Origin of the sequence: Pseudomonas antarctica (assembly GCF_001647715.1) — a bacterium.
In the GTDB taxonomy this organism is placed as follows: Bacteria; Pseudomonadota; Gammaproteobacteria; order Pseudomonadales; family Pseudomonadaceae; genus Aquipseudomonas; species Aquipseudomonas antarctica_A.
The window spans coordinates 4,156,408-4,172,564 of record NZ_CP015600.1 but is presented as its reverse complement, the minus strand read 5'-3'; the positions used below and the strand labels follow the sequence as shown (position 1 = coordinate 4,172,564).

The following is a 16,157-nucleotide window of genomic DNA, read 5'->3' as shown; positions in this document are numbered from 1 at the left end:
TGATATGGAATAGTACCCGCCGTTTTCCCAGGCCTCTCCCGCCTGGGTGTGTTAACGCCGAGGTCTTTGTCATGCGAATGCTGCGCTCCATCCCGACCCTTGCCGCCTGCCTCCTGGCATTCTCCTGCAGCGTATTGAACGCGGCCCCCATCGACCTCAACGACGGCCAGCATGCGGTGCACCTGCCGGATGCGCCCAAGCGCGTGGTGGTGCTGGAGTTTTCTTTCCTCGACAGCCTGGCTGCCGTTGACGTCACGCCAGTCGGGGCCGCCGACGATGGCGATGCCAACCGTGTATTGCCGCGTGTGCGCCAGGCCATCGGCCAATGGAAGTCAGTGGGCCTGCGTTCGCAACCCAGTATCGAGGAAATCGCCCGGCTCAAGCCGGACCTGATCGTCGCTGACCTCAATCGCCACCAGGCGCTCTACAGCGACTTGGCGAGCATCGCGCCAACCTTGCTCCTGCCATCACGCGGTGAGGATTACCAGGGCAGCCTGAAATCCGCCGAACTGATCGGCAAGGCCTTGGGCAAAAGCCCGCAGATGCAGGCGCGTATCGCGCAGAATCGTGAGCACCTGAAGGCGATTGCGCAGCAGATTCCCGCCGGTGCCAGCGTGCTCTTCGGCGTTGCACGTGAGGACAGCTTTTCCGTGCACGGCCCGGACTCCTACGCCGGCAGTGTGCTGGAGGCCATCGGCTTGAAAGTGCCATCGGTACGCGTCAAGGCTGCGCCAACCGAGTTTGTCAGCCTGGAACAATTGCTCGCCCTGGACCCGGGTTGGTTGTTGGTGGGGCACTACCGTCGCCCCAGTATCGTCGATACCTGGAGCAAGCAGCCGCTGTGGCAAGTGCTCGGTGCGGTACGCAATCACCACGTGGCGCAAGTCGATGGCGACAGCTGGGCGCGTAATCGTGGCGTATTGGCCTCGGAGCAGATCGCAGAAGACGCCCTCGCCATTCTTAAAGGCGGCCATGCCGTATTGAGCCAATAACCGTGCAGCGCAGTATCGCGGCGACAAGCATTGTGCTGCTGGGGGCCGTGTTGTTCTGGTTCTCGCTGTACAGCTGGTCGCCGTTTGTGATCTCCCCGACGGACGCATGGAATGGGCTGGTTCACCAAGGCCACGAAGGCGGCAATATGGCCTACATCGTCGCCCAGTTGCGGGTGCCGCGAGCCGTGTGCGCGGCGTTGGTCGGTGCCTGCCTGGGGCTGGCCGGTGCGCTGATGCAGGGCATCACCCGTAACCGTTTGGCGTCGCCTTCCCTGTTTGGTGTGACGGCGGGCGCAGCGTTGGGGCTGGCGTTGTTCTCGACCGGATTGGTTGCACCGCCGTTTGCCGGTGGTGCGTTGTTGATGACGTGCCTGGGCGGCGCGCTGGCGTGGATAACGGTATTCAGCCTGGGCGGCGCCTGGTCGCCGACCACTGCGCAAGGTCGGCTGGTATTGGCCGGTGTGGCCGTGGCGGCGCTGTGCGCGGCATTGACTCGACTCACCGTGATTCTGGTCGAGGCGCAGGCGCAAAGCGTGTTGAACTGGCTGGCCGGTTCGCTGGCGAACGTCGGGGCGGCCCAGGTGCAATTGCTCTGGCCGTGCACGTTGATCGGCGGCCTGTGGGCGCTGTGGTGCGCCCCGCGCTTGAATCTGATCAACCTCGGCGAAGACGCTGCGCGCTCGTTGGGCGTGGGTATCGCCAGCCTGCGCTTGCAGGTGTTTCTGGCCAGTTTGTTACTGGTGGGCGCCAGCGTCTGCGCGGTCGGCCCCATCGGGTTTGTCGGGCTGATCGCGCCGAATATCATTCGGCAATTTCTCGGTAACGACTACCGCTGGCTGATTCCGTTGAGTGCGGCATTGGGCGCGGTGATCGTGCTCGGCGCCGACCTGCTCAGTCGCGCCGTGGCCTTTCCGGTGGAAACCCCGGCGGGCGTGGTGACCGCGCTGATCGGCGCGCCGTTCTTTTTGTTCCTTGCCAGGCGCGCCCTATGACCCGGCCACGATTGCGCTTATGGCTGCTGCTGGGCCTGTTGCTGGTGACGCTGTTGGTGAGCCTCAGCGCCGGTACGGTGTGGCTCAAGCCCGCAACCGTGCTGGATCGCCTGCTGGCTCACGACGCCCTCGATTTTGAAGTGTGGAACCACCGCCTGCCGCGCAGCCTGATCGCCATGCTTGCCGGGTGTGCGTTCGGTCTGGCGGGGGCGATTGTGCAGGGGGTGATTCGCAACCCGCTGGCCTCGCCGGAAATTCTCGGCGTAACGCAGGGTGCAGGGCTGGCGCTGACGGTGGCGATCATCAGCTGGCCGCAACTGCCGATTGCCTGGCTGCCGCTGGTAGCCTGCCTGGGCGGGGCGGGCGGCGCCTTGCTGTTGGCGCTGTACAACACCGGCGTGAGTTTTTCCGGGGTGCGTTTTGCGCTCTCGGGCGTGGCGATTGCGGTGACCTTGTCCAGCGTCACCGAGTTTTTGATCCTGTCTCACCCGCTGGATATCAACACCGCGTTGCTCGCACTGACCGGCAGCCTGTGGAGCCGCAATTGGCACCACGTGGTGTTGGTGCTGCCGTTTCTGCTGCTGATCCCGCTGGGCCTGTGCCTGGCCAAACCGCTGAACCTGATCGCCCTCGGCGACGAAGCCGCCCACAGCCTGGGCACCGCCCTTGGCCGCACGCGCTGGCTGGCGATGGCCTGCGCGGTGGTGCTCACCAGCCTGGGTGTCGGCGTGATCGGGCCGATTGGCTTTATCGGTTTGGTCGCGCCGCATATGGCGCGGCGGCTGGTGGGCGGGCATCACCACTATTTGCTGCCCGCCGCGATGCTGATTGGCGCGCTGCTGTTGGTGCTGGCCGACACCCTCGGGCGTACGTTGATCGCACCCAGCGAAATCCCGGCGGGCATTCTCACGGCGGTGATTGGTGCGCCGTATTTTCTTTGGTTGCTGGCACGGTTCAAGGGCTGATGACATGAGTATTCTTCAGGCACAACAGCTCGACATTGGCTACGGTGCGACGCGTATCGTGCAGGGGTTGTCGTTCGCGCCGCCAGCGGGTCGCGTCACCGCGCTGATCGGCCCCAACGGCTGCGGCAAGTCCACCTTGCTCAAGGCGTTTGCGCGCATCCTTAAACCCACCCAAGGTGCATTGACCCTTGATGGCCAGCCCTACGCCAGCCTGTCCGCCCGCCAGTTGGCCCGGCAAATTGCGTTCTTGCCCCAGGTGTTGCCAGTGCCGGAGGGCGTCAGTGTGCGCCAGTTGGTCGCTTACGGTCGCAGCCCGCACAACTCGCTGTGGGGGCGCCTGAGCGGCAACGATCAATCCCATGTGACCCAAGCCATGCAACGCCTGGAACTGGACAGCCTGGCCGACCGTGTGCTGGCGGATTTGTCCGGCGGTCAGCGCCAGCGCGCCTGGCTGGCCATGGTGTTGGCGCAAAACGCGCCAGTGGTGCTGCTCGACGAACCCACCACCTACCTCGACATCAGCCATCAGGTCGAGCTGCTCGACTTGATGGGCGAACTGGCCGCCGAAGGCAAAACCGTCATCACCGTACTGCATGACATCAACCAGGCCTGCCGCTATGCTGATCATCTGGCGGTGATGCAGGGCGGCAAGCTGGTCGCCGATGGCGCGCCCGCCCAGGTGATCAGTGCCGAACTGATGCGCCAGGTGTTCGATGTGCACGTGCAGGTCATGCAGGAGCCGCTGGCCGGAACGCCCATGTGCCTGGTGGAAAAAAGCACCCGTACACGTGCCTGATGTGGGCAAAAATGCGCGAAGGGCTTGCTCCCTAATCGCGTTCTGTCCTGCAAAAACATTATTTATATGAATAAAGTTATTTATAAATAATGAAAGTAGAGAATATTAGCTTATGCCCAAATAGCATTATATTTTTAAAATCCATTCCGTTATGTTTGATCGCAACAGCCTACCCCTGACCTCGGATGGTACCCAGCGTGATTCAGATTCTGCGCGCCATAACCGGGTAACAACCCCGCGGCAGAATCGTTGGAACGGAGTTCAACGTATGTTGCCATTTCAAAGCCCTCGCTCGCCCCACACCTAGTTACAGATCGCTTACACCTCCCTGAAAACCGTGCACCCCGCGCCGTCCCGACGACAGCGTGACTGCCCGACTTCGCGATCCGGAAAGTTTGGAGTGGCCATGAAGCAAGTTTTACAACCCACCGCTGCACTGGCGCTGGCCCTGTTTGCCGGCACCGCACAGGCCCAGGACGACAGCACCCTGTCCACCGTGGTGGTCACCGGCAACCGTGGCGCCGAACAGCGCACCGTCACCAGCAGCCCGGTACCGATCGATGTGGTCAGCGCCAAGCAACTGCAAAACACCGGCAAGCCCGGCTTGATGGAAGCCTTGAGCGCGGTGATCCCGTCGCTGACCCTGCCGGAAAAAACCGGCTGGGATGCCAGCGGCATTGCCCGCGCACCCAACCTGCGTGGCCTGAGCGCCGCCGAAGTGCTGGTGCTGGTCAATGGCAAACGTCGCCACACCAGTGCCACCCTGAACATCAACGGCATCAATACGGGCGCGGCGCCGGCCGATCTCGACTTAATTCCCATCAGCGCCATCGACCACGTGGAAGTGCTGCGCGATGGCGCCGCCGCCCAATACGGTTCGGATGCCATCGCCGGGGTGATCAATGTGATCCTCAAGGCCGACACCAGCGGCACCGCAGTGACCCATATCGGCCAGGGTTACGACGGCAAGAAACAGACCGTGCAACAGAGCCTCAACAAGGGTTTTGAAATCGGCAACGGCGGCATCGTGCAACTGGCCCTGGATGCGCGCAGCCAGAATGACGACAACAAGGCCAGCGCCAACGGCTACACCTATGAGCAAGCCTACAACCAGGCCGGCAGGGCCACCTATGGCGGTTATGGTACGCCCAAGACCAACCTGCTGACCTTGGGCTACAACGCCGAGCTGCCGATCGATGACAGTCTCAGCCTGTATTCCTTCACCACTTACTCACGACGCAAAGCCGAGCAGGGGCAGAACTACCGCCTGCCCACCATCACCAACACCATTACTACCGGGCCGAACGGCTACCCGGCCGGTTATACGCCAACCTGGTCCATCGACGAGGATGATTTCCAGGCCGCATTCGGCGGCAAAGGCACCGTCGGCGCGTGGGACTGGGACTTGTCCACCACCTACGGGCGCAACGAAGCGGAGCAGGGCACCACCCACAACCAGAACCCGTCGCTGGGCGAGTACACGCCGAACAGCTTCACCTCCGGCACCTGGATTTCCACCGAGTTGACCACCAACCTCGACTTCAAACGCGGCTTCGACGTCGGCCTGCAAAAACCGTTGGACCTGTCCTACGGCTTCGAGCATCGACGCGACACCTATGAGGTGCAGGCCGGTGACTATGCGTCTTATGCCAACGGCGGTTATTGCGTGGCGCCGGGCAACTGCGCTTCATCCGGGGCCCAGGTCACCAATGGTATTTCACCGGACGAAGCCACCAGCGCCTCGCGCAACAGCCTGGCCAGCTATGTTGATGTGGGCTTCAACCCGCTACCGGATTGGTACGTGGGCACCGCCTTTCGTTATGAGCATTACAACGAAGGTGTGGGCGCTACCCGCAGCGGCAAGTTGACCACGCGCTACGATTTCACCCCGCAATTTGCCGTGCGCGCCACGGTCAGCAATGGCTTTCGCGCGCCGTCCCTGGCCAACAGCCTGTTCAGTGCGCGCTCCACCACCTATGGCGTGGTCGACGGGGTGTACCAGTCGATCAACTACGGCGTGTTGCCGGTGGATTCGGCGGCGGCCAAGGCCCTCGGCGCCCAAGAGCTGAAACCCGAGCGCTCGACCAATTTCAGCCTGGGTTTCACCCTCACGCCCACCGACCGTTTGAACTTCACGGCCGACGCCTACGTGATCAACCTGCGCGACCGCATCACCCTGACCGGTACCTTGCTCGGGCCTGAAGTCACCCAAGTGCTGCAGAACAACGGCATCAACTCAACCTCCGGCGGCCAATACTTCATCAATGGCGCCGACACCCGCACCAAAGGTGTTGATCTGGTCAGCAACTACAACCAGGACATCGGCCAGTACGGCACCTTGAAGTGGACGGCGGCGTTCAATTGGAACCAGACCCAGATCCTCAACTACAAGGCGTCCACCAACATCCTGGGCACTTCCTATGACCTGATGGACCGCCAGGCGCGCAACCTGATCACCGGCGTCCAGCCCAGCACCAAGCTGATTCTCGGTGGCGACTGGAGCATCGACCGCTTCAACCTCAACCTGGCCCTGACACGCTATGGCACCTACAAGGAAGTCAACGTCTCTGCCGACCGCAGCCTGGACCGAATCTACAGCGCCAAATGGATCACCGACCTCGACCTTGGCTACAACCTCACCAAAGCCCTGAACATCGCCGTCGGCGCCAAGAACCTGTTTGACCTCTACCCCAAGAAACAAGGCGTGCCGAGCAGCACCATGCTCGCCAGCTACGGCACCTATTCGCCCTACGGTTTTACCGGCGGGTACTACTACACCCGGCTGACTTACGCCTTCTAAGGCCGCTACCCGCGAGGAATAGAACATGCCCATTGTCGCCAAAACCTATGACCTGATCGATGAGGTCACCGACTACCCGGTTCGCCAGCGCCGTGTCTCCACGCCGATCAAGGCTCTACACGTGGTCCCGGCCCGACACCCCTGGCGCTGGGCGGGTTCGATCTTTGCCGCGCTGGTGTTACTCGCCATCGTGCATTCCCTGGCCACCAACCCGCGCTGGGAATGGGGGGTGTTCGGTCAATGGTTCTTCTCGCCGTCGGTGCTGCGCGGCCTGGGCCAGACGCTGTTGCTGACGCTGCTCAGCACGGTGTTCAGCATCATTCTCGGCACTGCGCTGGCCCTGGCGCGGCTGTCGGGCTCGCCGCTGCTGGCGGCATTGGCCTGGGGCTATATCTGGTTTTTCCGCTCGATGCCGGCGCTGCTGGTGCTGATCATCCTGTACAACTTTGCCTATCTGTATGACCACATTGTGCTCGGCGTGCCCTTCACCCGTGTGGTGTTCGCCGAATGGTCGACGGTGGATGTACTCAGCCAATTCACCGTGGCGGTGTTGGGCTTGAGCCTGATGCAAGCGGCGTACGCGGCGGAGATCATTCGCGGCGGCCTGATCGGCGTCGACGCCGGCCAGCACGAAGCCGCGGCAGCCTTGGGGTTGCCGGCCTCGCGACGCATCTTCCGCATCATCTTGCCCCAGGCCTTGCGCTCGATCCTGCCCTCGGGTTTCAACGAAATCATCGGCCTGGTCAAGGGCACGTCGATCGTCTACGTGCTGGCGTTGCCTGAGCTGTTCTACACCGTGCAGGTCATCTACAACCGCACGCAGGCGGTCATTCCGCTGCTGATCGTCGCCACCGTCTGGTACCTGATCATCACCACCGTGCTGACCAGCGCCCAGTACTACGTCGAGCGCTATTTCGCCCGAGGCACTGCGCGCGTGCTGCCGCCGACACCGCTGCAACGCATAGGCCGCTGGCTCAAGGAGAAAACCCATGAGTGAAGCACGCGCCGGGCGCATCCAGATCCAGGGCGTGGGTAAGCGCTTTGGCAACCAGCAGGTGTTGAAAGACATCGACCTGACCATCGACCCGGGCAAGGTCACGGTGATTCTCGGCCCCTCCGGCTCGGGCAAATCCACCTTGCTGCGCACCATCAACCACCTGGAGAAAATCGACAGCGGGCATATCACCATCGACGGTGAATACGTTGGCTACCGCCGCAAGGGCGACCTGCTCTACGAGCTCAAGGAACGCGAGATTCTCAAGCGGCGTATCGACGTAGGTTTCGTGTTCCAGAACTTCAACCTGTTCCCGCACCTCACGGCCTGGGAAAACATCGCCGAAGCACCGCTGGCGCACAAACGTTGGAGTAAGGCCGAGGCTCAAGCCAAGGCATCCGCACTGCTGGCCAAGGTCGGCCTGGCGGACAAGCTCGATGCCTACCCGCGCCAGCTTTCCGGCGGCCAGCAACAACGTGTGGCCATTGCGCGGGCCCTGGCGCTGGACCCCAAGGTGTTGCTGTTCGATGAGCCTACCTCGGCCCTCGACCCGGAGCTGGTGGGCGAGGTGCTCGACGTGATCAAGGGCCTGACCCAATTGGGCGTGACCCTGGTGATCGTCACCCACGAGATCGGGTTTGCCCGCGAGGTCGCCGACCACGTGGTGTTTCTTTGCGACGGCCAACTGATCGAAGAGGGCCCGCCCGAACAGATTTTTCGCCAACCCCGACATCCCCGCACCGTGGCCTTTCTCGGCAAGGTGCTTTAGTTCAAGGAGTGACTGCTCATGTTCATCAATACCGCCCGTGTGGCTTTGCTGACGCTTGCCGTCAGTGCCGCGCATACGGCTTTCGCCGCCACGCAACCCGTTGACCTCAGCCCTGACCGCGCACGCATTCATGTGCCACGCAACGAGGCGGCTATCGCGCAAATCCCGCCGGGCTTCAAGTTCGCCCAGCCGGGCAAATTCACGGTGGCGGTGTCCGGTGTGGCCGGGCCACCGCTGGCACTGCTGGCCAATGACGACAAGACCACTATCGGCAGTGAGGCCGACACCGCGCAGCTGGTGGCCGACAGCCTCGGGCTGCAACTCAACGTGGTGCAGACCAGTTGGGAGGATTGGCCGCTGGGCGTGAGCTCGGGCAAATACGACGCGGTGATCAGTAACGTCACCGTGACCGAGGCGCGCAAGAAGCGCTTTGACTTCGCCACCTATCGCCAGGATGTGCTCGGGTTTTACGTCAAGAGCACCAGCAAAATTACCGAGATCAAACAGGCTTCGGACATTGCCGGGCTGAAGATCATCGTCGGCTCCGGCACCAACCAGGAAAAGGTCCTGCTGGCGTGGAATGAGGCCAACGAAAAGGCCGGCATCAAGCCTGCGCTGTTGCAGTACTTCGACGACCAGGCCGCCGCGCAATTGGCGGTGCAGTCGGGGCGCAGCGATGCGCTGTTCGGGCCTAACTCGGTGTACGCCTATTCGGCGGCGATTACAGGCGGCATCAAGCGAGTCGGTACGGTGAACGGTGGCTGGCCGTTGAAGGCGGATATCGCGGTAACTACGCGCAAGGACAACGGCCTGGTCCAGCCGATCCATACCGCCCTGGAGGGCGCGATTGCCGGCGGCCAATACGAACAGGTGCTGCAGCGTTGGGGCCTGGATGTGGAGCGCGTCGACACGTCGCTGATCAACCCACCGGGCTTGCCGGACTAGGAGAATCGACATGGGACTGACACGACGTGAAGCGTTGTCGAGCATCGCCGCCGTAGGGGGCGAGAAGGCCGTCAAGGACGCACTGGCGGTATTGGGTTTGGGGCCCTCGTCACATCGGCGGCCGCAACCGCTGAAACTCAAGGACGGCCTGGGGCAGGGCACCCGCGTGTTGGTGCTGGGCGCCGGGATTGCCGGGCTGGTCACCGCCCTGGAGCTGACCCGCGCCGGGTTCAGCGTGCAAGTGCTGGAAGCCCGTGAGCGCGTGGGCGGACGCACCTGGACACTGCGCCATGGCGATCGCGTTGACTACAAGGACGGCCGCACGCAAACCGTGGCGTTTGATCCGGGCCTGTATTTCAACGCAGGTCCCGCACGCATCCCCAGCCAGCACCGCACGATTCTCGATTATTGCAGCGAACTGGGTGTGCCGCTGGAAGTGCTGGTCAACAGCAGCCATGGCGCCCAGGTGCGCCCGGACCTGCAGCAGCCGGCGTTCACCGTCGGCCAGGCGATCAACGATGCGCGTGGGCACCTCTCCGGTTTGCTGGCCAAAGCCGTGCAGCGCGATGCGCTCGATGATGTGTTGAGCGGCGAAGAACGCACGCGCTTGCTGGCCTTCTTGCAGGTCTACGGCGATTTGTCGCAAGAACTGGCCTATGAGGGCAGCCTGCGCGCCGGTCATCTGGATTCGCCTGCGCACCCCGGCGCATTGCCCGCCAGCCGCAGCCCGCTGGCGCTGGATCGCTTGCTGCATCCCGAGCTGTGGGGCGCATTACTGCATACTGAATTCCCTGAGTTCTCCGCGACCATGTTTCAACCGGTCGGCGGCATGGACCGCATTACCGACGCCTTCTACCAACGCGTCAGCGAGCACGTGCAGTTGGGCGCTCAAGTCCGGCAGATCCGTCAGCTGGAAGACGGCGTGGCGGTGACTTACCACGACCAACACAGCGGCCGCGAACAGGTGGTGCGCGCCGATTATTTGGTCTCGACATTACCGCTGCCGCTGCTGGCCAGGCTCGACACCGACTTCAGCGAACCGGTCAAAGCCGCGTTGCTCAGCACCCGCAGCGATCAGGCGACCAAAGTCGCGTGGCAGTCCCCGCGCTTCTGGGAGACCGACTATCGCACCTACGGCGGCCTGTCGTGGATAGAGCACCCGGCGCGCCTGCTGTGGTACCCGAGCAATGACCTCAACACCCGCGAAGGTGTGTTGGTGGCCGGTTACGTCACCGGGGAGGGCGCCGACGTGTTTGGCGCGCAACCGTTCAACCAGCAATACGCCACCTCCAAGGAGGCCGTGGAGCTGCTGCATCCGGGTTACTCCAAACACTTGCGCAACCCGCTGGCGGTGTCCTGGGAACAGATTCCCTACAGCGAAGGCCCGTGGCTGCAACGCGAACACTTCCCGGCCGAGGCCAGCGCCTTGTTGGAACACGCCCATGGCCGCGTGTACTTCGCCGGTGACGGTTTGGTGCAAAGCGGTGTGGGCATCTGGCAGGAGTCAGCAGCCAACTCGGCCCGCTTTGTGGTCGGTCAACTGGCTGAGCGGGTTACCCAACAACGACACATTGCGGTCGTGGCCGCGTCTTAAGGAGCAACACCATGAGCGACAGCATTCAACGCACCAGCGTCGGTGATTTTCCGATCTCGCAAACTGTCTCCGTGCCGGCCTCCGCCAGTCTGGTCTTTGTCAGCGGCACCTTGCCGGACCTTGCCGACCCGAACGCACCGGCCGGGACGCCGGCGGCCTACGGCAATACCGAAGTGCAGACGGTGTCGGTGTTCAACAAGCTGCGCAAGATCCTTCAGCAGCAGGACCTGGACCTCGGCGATATCGTGCAGTTACGGGTATTCCTGGTCGGCGCCGAAGAGACCGGCGGCAAGCTCGATTTCGCCGGTTTGCAGCGTGGTTATACGCAATTCTTCGGCACGCCCGAGCAGCCGAACAAACCGGCGCGCACCGCGTTGCAAGTGGTGGCGTTGCCGTTGCCGGGGGCGTTGGTGGAGGTGGAGGCGGTTGCCGCCAGGACGGTGTAGCACTCAGCGACTGCCCAGGTGTGCGAACAGTTTCTGCGGCTGCGGGATCAGCTGCGCCTGGCTGCTGCCCCCGCAGACTTTGGCGCTTCCCCCACGTAATCGACACTCAACGCGGTGATGAACTCAGGCGGGACAGGCCGCACGGCATGCCCATGGGCGAATTCACCCAAAATCATGTCATGAATCGGTCTTAAACCGTCGTTTTCATCAGGTTTCGATGCCTTGCCAGTGGTTATGATCAGTCAGCTTGCTGCTCTCTTCTTCCAATAATAAAGGAGCACAGATCTTGGACTGGTTGCACTATCTCATCGAAAATCTGCCATTGCTGGGGACTCGAACCGTCGAGCATTTGGGGCTGATTTCCATTGCTGTCGGGTTGGCAATCGTCACCGGCGTTCCCATCGGCATCGCCATTACCCAGAACAAACGCGTGGCCGATGCAGTGCTGTACGCCGCGTCGGTCCTCGTGACCATTCCTTCTGTCGCCATGTTCGGGGTGATGATTCCTCTGCTTTCTCCCTTCGGCTATGGCATCGGTCCGGTGCCGGCAGTCATCGCTGTGCTGCTGTATTCCCAGTTACCGATCATCCGCAACACCTACACCGCCATCGGTAATGTCGATTGCGCCCTCAGGGAAGCTGCACGGGGCATGGGCTTGAGCCCGCTCCAGCGTCTGCGCCTGGTTGAGATTCCCCTGGCGATACCGCTGATCATGGCCGGCATCCGCACCGCTGTGGTGTTGAATATTGGGGTGATGGCCATCGCTGCCTACATTGGTGCTGGAGGCCTGGGGACATTTATCAGTCGCGGTATTTCGCAATCGGATTCGCGGCAACTCGTGCTGGGGGCCGCGGCAGTGAGCCTGCTGGCGATTATTGCCGACTACTTGCTGCTCTGGTTGCAGAAATGCATAACGCCACGTGGCATGGCTTTGGCGCGCTGAACACGCTTTTCCTCTTTCATATCAGGAGCCTGCCTGCATGATCCAACTCGACTGCCTGACCAAGACATTCGATACCTCCAAAGGGCTGGTCACAGCGGCGGACAATATCTGCCTGGAAGTCCCCAGCGGCGAAATCTGCATCCTGCTGGGGCCGTCGGGGTGTGGCAAAACCACCACCCTGAAAATGATCAATCGCATCATCGAACCCACCTCTGGCAAGGTCTTGATCAACGGGCAGGATACTTCCGGGCTCAACACTCAGGAACTACGCCGCAATATCGGCTACGTGATTCAGCAGATTGGCCTGTTCCCGAACATGACCGTCGAAGAAAACATCTGCCTATTGCCCAAGCTGCTTGGTTGGGACGTGAAGCGCTATCGCGAACGTGCCCGCGAGTTACTGGACATGGTGGCACTGGACCCCAACCTGTTTCTCAAGCGTTATCCCTATGAACTGTCAGGTGGGCAGCAGCAGCGTATTGGCGTGGCCCGTGCCCTGGCAGCAGATCCGCCCTTGATGCTGATGGACGAACCCTTCGGGGCGATTGATCCGATCAACCGCGCGTTGATTCAGGACGAGTTTCTGCGTATGCAGCAGGCGCTGAACAAGACCATCCTGTTCGTCAGCCACGACATTGACGAAGCGGTGAAGATGGGTGATCGCATCGCCATTTTCCGAGACGGCAGGCTGGTGCAGTGCAGCATCCCGGACGACCTGCTGGCGGCGCCAGAAAATGCCTTTGTCGAGAGTTTTCTCGGATCAGACCGCGCCTTGAAGCGCCTGAACCTGGTACGTGTCAGCCAGGTCATGCTGGCCAATACACCGGTGCTTTTCCAGCACGACAGCCTGGAGCGCGCGCTCGGCGTCATGGATGAGCATTCCTACATAGCAATGACGTTAGTCAACAGCGCGCACCAACCGATTGGCATGGTGCTGCGCTCCACCGCAGTCGCCAAGCGTGGGCGTTGCGGCGACCATTACCTTGGGCTTGATGCGGTCGTCCATGTCAACGATGACCTGCGTAAAGTCGCCTCGCTGATGTTCGCCCACGATACAACCTGGATGCCTTGCGTGGACGACGATGGCCGCTTCTGTGGCGAGATCACGCAAAAAGGCATTACCCATCATTTGGGGGCTCGCTACAGGAATAGGCCTGAGGTGACGATATGCGCATAGCCGCGACCACGGATGCAGTTTACGCGGGCCTGCTCTGTTTGGTTTTTGTAGGCGGCGCGGTGGTCGGGCACCAGGGATTGTTTAACGCTTTCTACACGTATTGGCCGGACATTCGCTACCTGAGTATGCAACACCTGCAATTGACAGCGATGTCCGGTGGCCTGGCGGTCCTGGCCGCCATTCCTCTGGGCATCTGGTTAAGTCGGCCACGCTTGCGTCGTTACTCGCAAACAGCGATGCAACTGCTCAACATCGGCGCGACCCTACCGACCTTGGCTGTGTTGGCATTGTCCGTGGGGCTTCTCGGAATTGGCACCTTGCCCGCCGCGTTTGCGCTGTTCGTCGCGACCTTGCTGCCAATCACCCGCAATACCCATACCGGTTTGCTGGACGTGCCACAGCACCTGCTCGAGGCCGCCAGTGGCATGGGCCTGTCGCCCTTTCAGAGTTTGCTCAAAGTCGAGTTGCCCAATGCACTGCCCACGATGTTCGCTGGCATTCGCACTGCCCTTGCGATCAACGTGGGTACGGTGCCCCTGGCCTTCTTGATCGGCGGAGGCGGTCTGGGTGAATTGATATTTACCGGGATCGACTTGAACGAGCCGGTCATGATGTTGGCTGGCGCCATACCGACCGCCATGCTGGCAATTGCGGTAGACGCCATCGTCGCCGCGCTGGCAACCCTGGCAATTTCGCGCGGCGTCAATTCGCATCGCGCTGTTGCAGCACAACTTAAACCTACCCGCTGAGGATCGACCGATGAAACTCAAGTTGCTTCAGGCCATCGCCGCCTTATTGCTCGGCTCCATCGGCGTGATCGCTTCGGCGAATACGCTGACGGTAGGCGGTAAGAACTTCGTTGAGCAACAGTTGCTGACTAGCCTCACCGGGCAATATCTGGAAGGGCTGGGCTATCAGGTGAAACAGCGTGCCGGCATGGGTAGCAGTGTGCTGCGCAGCGCACTGGAAAACGGCCAGATCGATCTTTATTGGGAATACACCGGTACTGCATTGGTTAACTACAACAAGGTCAAGGAGCGTCTGTCTCCCGAGGACACCTATACACGGGTGAAGACACTCGATGCTGCCAAGGGCCTGGTCTGGCTTACGCCGTCAAAAGCCAATAACACTTATGCCTTGGCCATGCGCAGTGCCGATGCGCAGGAGCGAGGTATCACCACGCTGTCGCAACTGGCGGCCTTATTGAAAGCCAGCGGCGGCAAATCGTTAAGTATTGCCATGAACGCTGAGTTCTATTCCCGTGCCGACGGTTTTAAACCCCTGTCCGAGGCCTATGGCCTGGTGATCGAGCGCGACCGGATTCGGCGCATGGATTCTGGACTGACCTACGTGGCCCTGAAGGATAAACACGTCGACGTCGCCCTGGTCATGGCCACTGACGGTCGTATACCGGCTTTCAACTTTACTGTGTTGCAGGACGATCTCAACTTCTTTCCGGACTATGCGATTATTCCCGTAGTGCGTGAAGCGACGTTGGCGAAGAACCCTCAACTGGCCGAACAGATGAACCGTCTTTCGGCTCTGTTGGATGATCAAGTCATCGCTGGACTCAATGCCCAGGTCGATATTGAAGGTGTCGCGATCGAAACCGTCGCCAGCGATTTTCTCAAGCGCAACCGCTTGATCTGAGTACCGCTGCAAACACCACCGAATGCTTGCAAGTCGTTGCCCCTGTCAATGCTTCTGCCGTAACTGCCGGGGTGTCACCCCGAACATCTCGCGGTGGCAGCGCGCAAAGTGTGACGTGGTGGAGAAGCCACAGGCCAGGGCGACCTCCAGAATAGGCAGAGATGAACTGAGCAAAAGCTCCCGAGCCCTTTCCAGGCGCAGCTTCAAGTAGTACTGCGCCGGCGTCAGTTGCAATTGCTCACTGAACAGCCGCTGCATTTGCCGGTACGACAACCCAACCATGCGGGCAATGTCTTCGCAACTGAGCAGCCCTTCCAAATGGTTCTGCATCAGCGTGATCGCGCTGATCAGTTTCGGGTTATGAATGCCCAGTCGGCTTTCCAGTGACATACGCTGCTTGTCGTGGGAGCTGCGAATGCTTGGGTGTACACACTGCTCGGCTACCTGGTGCATCAGTGCATTGCCGTGCTGAAGGCCGATCAGGTGCAACATCATGTCCAGGCCGGCGACACCACCGGAACACGTCCAGATTCGTCCGTCCTGTTCAAACAATTCGCCCGTCACGGTCGCTTCCGAGTGTTCTTCGAGAAGGCTCTGGTGGCTCTCCCAGTGAATGGTGCAGCGTTTACGGTCCAGTAAGCCTGCACGAGCCAACAACAGGCTGCCGGTGGATATCGAACCGATCAGGCGCTTGCCGTTGTTGCGTTGGCGTAACCAGCTGCGCATACCCTCCGAGTCGAGTTGATGGGCGGCGATACCCGCCACCAGGAACAACGCATCGAGCGTGTCTGCTTCACGCAGTTTGATCGTAGGGGAAAATGGCAAATTATTGCTGGCGAGGACCTCGCCATCGTCCCGACTCAACAGGCCCCATTGATAAAGCGTAGTACCACTCATGCGGTTGGCGATGCGCAATGGCTCCAGCGCTGCGGCAAACGAAAGCATGGAAAATCCGGGAAAGAGCATGAAACCAAAGGTACGCGTTTCAGGTGTCATGAATCGGCCTTTTTACGTCGTTCTTATCGTATTGAAGCGGTTTTGACTGACGCATCATAAGCCCGTCGAACCCACTTCGACAGCGATGCGGACAAACA

The 16,157-nt window shown here is 61.2% G+C and carries 15 protein-coding genes; 14 read left to right on the top strand and 1 reads right to left on the bottom strand.

Annotated features, from left to right (window positions below; all coding sequences use genetic code 11):
* Positions 1-77: 77 nt before the first annotated feature.
* From A7J50_RS18630 to A7J50_RS18565, 14 genes are all read left to right on the top strand, one after another.
* Positions 78-992, top strand: a complete 915-nt coding sequence (locus A7J50_RS18630) for a Fe(3+) dicitrate ABC transporter substrate-binding protein FecB (protein ID WP_420492099.1) — start codon at positions 78-80, stop codon at positions 990-992.
* Between the two features lie 2 nt (positions 993-994).
* Positions 995-1,984, top strand: a complete 990-nt coding sequence (gene fecC / locus A7J50_RS18625; RefSeq protein ID WP_064453140.1) for an iron-dicitrate ABC transporter permease FecC — start codon at positions 995-997, stop codon at positions 1,982-1,984.
* Positions 1,981-2,949 (top strand): FecCD family ABC transporter permease, encoded by a 969-nt coding sequence (locus A7J50_RS18620; RefSeq protein WP_064453139.1) that lies wholly within the window; start codon positions 1,981-1,983, stop codon positions 2,947-2,949. Before fecC ends, A7J50_RS18620 begins: the two co-directional genes overlap by 4 nt.
* A 4-nt stretch (positions 2,950-2,953) precedes the next feature.
* Complete coding sequence (gene fecE, locus A7J50_RS18615) at positions 2,954-3,745, top strand: Fe(3+) dicitrate ABC transporter ATP-binding protein FecE (RefSeq protein WP_064453138.1); 792 nt, start codon at positions 2,954-2,956, stop codon at positions 3,743-3,745.
* A 406-nt stretch (positions 3,746-4,151) separates the two neighbouring features.
* The gene (locus tag A7J50_RS18610; protein ID WP_064453137.1) at positions 4,152-6,545 is read left to right on the top strand and encodes a TonB-dependent receptor plug domain-containing protein; all 2,394 of its coding nucleotides are present in this window, start codon (positions 4,152-4,154) and stop codon (positions 6,543-6,545) included.
* Between the two features lie 25 nt (positions 6,546-6,570).
* The gene (locus A7J50_RS18605; RefSeq protein ID WP_064453136.1) at positions 6,571-7,542 is read left to right on the top strand and encodes an amino acid ABC transporter permease; all 972 of its coding nucleotides are present in this window, start codon (positions 6,571-6,573) and stop codon (positions 7,540-7,542) included.
* On the top strand, positions 7,535-8,308 hold the full coding sequence (locus A7J50_RS18600; protein WP_064453135.1) for an amino acid ABC transporter ATP-binding protein: 774 nt from the start codon (positions 7,535-7,537) through the stop codon (positions 8,306-8,308). Before A7J50_RS18605 ends, A7J50_RS18600 begins: the two co-directional genes overlap by 8 nt.
* Before the next feature lie 18 nt (positions 8,309-8,326).
* A complete protein-coding gene (locus A7J50_RS18595) occupies positions 8,327-9,253 on the top strand; it encodes an ABC transporter substrate-binding protein (RefSeq protein WP_064453134.1) in 927 nt (308 codons plus the stop codon).
* A 10-nt stretch (positions 9,254-9,263) separates the two neighbouring features.
* Positions 9,264-10,847, top strand: a complete 1,584-nt coding sequence (locus tag A7J50_RS18590; protein WP_064453133.1) for a flavin monoamine oxidase family protein — start codon at positions 9,264-9,266, stop codon at positions 10,845-10,847.
* Between the two features lie 11 nt (positions 10,848-10,858).
* Positions 10,859-11,293: a RidA family protein gene (locus A7J50_RS18585; protein ID WP_064453132.1), complete on the top strand. Its 435-nt coding sequence runs from the start codon at positions 10,859-10,861 to the stop codon at positions 11,291-11,293.
* A gap of 286 nt (positions 11,294-11,579) precedes the next feature.
* A complete protein-coding gene (locus A7J50_RS18580) occupies positions 11,580-12,236 on the top strand; it encodes an ABC transporter permease (protein ID WP_064453131.1) in 657 nt (218 codons plus the stop codon).
* A gap of 37 nt (positions 12,237-12,273) precedes the next feature.
* A complete protein-coding gene (locus tag A7J50_RS18575) occupies positions 12,274-13,413 on the top strand; it encodes an ABC transporter ATP-binding protein (protein WP_064453130.1) in 1,140 nt (379 codons plus the stop codon).
* Positions 13,404-14,162 carry an ABC transporter permease gene (locus A7J50_RS18570; RefSeq protein ID WP_064453129.1) on the top strand — a complete coding sequence of 253 codons (759 nt, stop codon included), beginning with the start codon at positions 13,404-13,406 and terminating at the stop codon, positions 14,160-14,162. Before A7J50_RS18575 ends, A7J50_RS18570 begins: the two co-directional genes overlap by 10 nt.
* A 10-nt stretch (positions 14,163-14,172) precedes the next feature.
* Positions 14,173-15,063 carry a glycine betaine ABC transporter substrate-binding protein gene (locus A7J50_RS18565; protein ID WP_064453128.1) on the top strand — a complete coding sequence of 297 codons (891 nt, stop codon included), beginning with the start codon at positions 14,173-14,175 and terminating at the stop codon, positions 15,061-15,063.
* Positions 15,064-15,108: 45 nt separating this feature from the next.
* Here the strand turns inward: A7J50_RS18565 and A7J50_RS18560 are convergent, their stop codons facing one another.
* Positions 15,109-16,008 carry a GlxA family transcriptional regulator gene (locus A7J50_RS18560; protein WP_208604439.1) on the bottom strand — a complete coding sequence of 300 codons (900 nt, stop codon included), beginning with the start codon at positions 16,006-16,008 and terminating at the stop codon, positions 15,109-15,111.
* Positions 16,009-16,157: the final 149 nt, after the last annotated feature.

Excerpts from the sequence above, each read along its gene's own strand:
- A7J50_RS18565 (WP_064453128.1), top strand. The coding sequence starts at position 14,173 with ATGAAACTCAAGTTGCTTCAGGCCATCGCCGCCTTATTGCTCGGCTCC.
- fecE (WP_064453138.1), top strand. The coding sequence starts at position 2,954 with ATGAGTATTCTTCAGGCACAACAGCTCGACATTGGCTACGGTGCGACG.
- A7J50_RS18560 (WP_208604439.1), bottom strand. The coding sequence starts at position 16,008 with ATGCTTTCGTTTGCCGCAGCGCTGGAGCCATTGCGCATCGCCAACCGC.
- A7J50_RS18610 (WP_064453137.1), top strand. The coding sequence starts at position 4,152 with ATGAAGCAAGTTTTACAACCCACCGCTGCACTGGCGCTGGCCCTGTTT.
- A7J50_RS18620 (WP_064453139.1), top strand. The coding sequence starts at position 1,981 with ATGACCCGGCCACGATTGCGCTTATGGCTGCTGCTGGGCCTGTTGCTG.
- A7J50_RS18595 (WP_064453134.1), top strand. The coding sequence starts at position 8,327 with ATGTTCATCAATACCGCCCGTGTGGCTTTGCTGACGCTTGCCGTCAGT.
- A7J50_RS18630 (WP_420492099.1), top strand. The coding sequence starts at position 78 with ATGCTGCGCTCCATCCCGACCCTTGCCGCCTGCCTCCTGGCATTCTCC.
- A7J50_RS18590 (WP_064453133.1), top strand. The coding sequence starts at position 9,264 with ATGGGACTGACACGACGTGAAGCGTTGTCGAGCATCGCCGCCGTAGGG.
- A7J50_RS18585 (WP_064453132.1), top strand. The coding sequence starts at position 10,859 with ATGAGCGACAGCATTCAACGCACCAGCGTCGGTGATTTTCCGATCTCG.
- A7J50_RS18600 (WP_064453135.1), top strand. The coding sequence starts at position 7,535 with ATGAGTGAAGCACGCGCCGGGCGCATCCAGATCCAGGGCGTGGGTAAG.
- A7J50_RS18575 (WP_064453130.1), top strand. The coding sequence starts at position 12,274 with ATGATCCAACTCGACTGCCTGACCAAGACATTCGATACCTCCAAAGGG.
- A7J50_RS18605 (WP_064453136.1), top strand. The coding sequence starts at position 6,571 with ATGCCCATTGTCGCCAAAACCTATGACCTGATCGATGAGGTCACCGAC.
- A7J50_RS18570 (WP_064453129.1), top strand. The coding sequence starts at position 13,404 with ATGCGCATAGCCGCGACCACGGATGCAGTTTACGCGGGCCTGCTCTGT.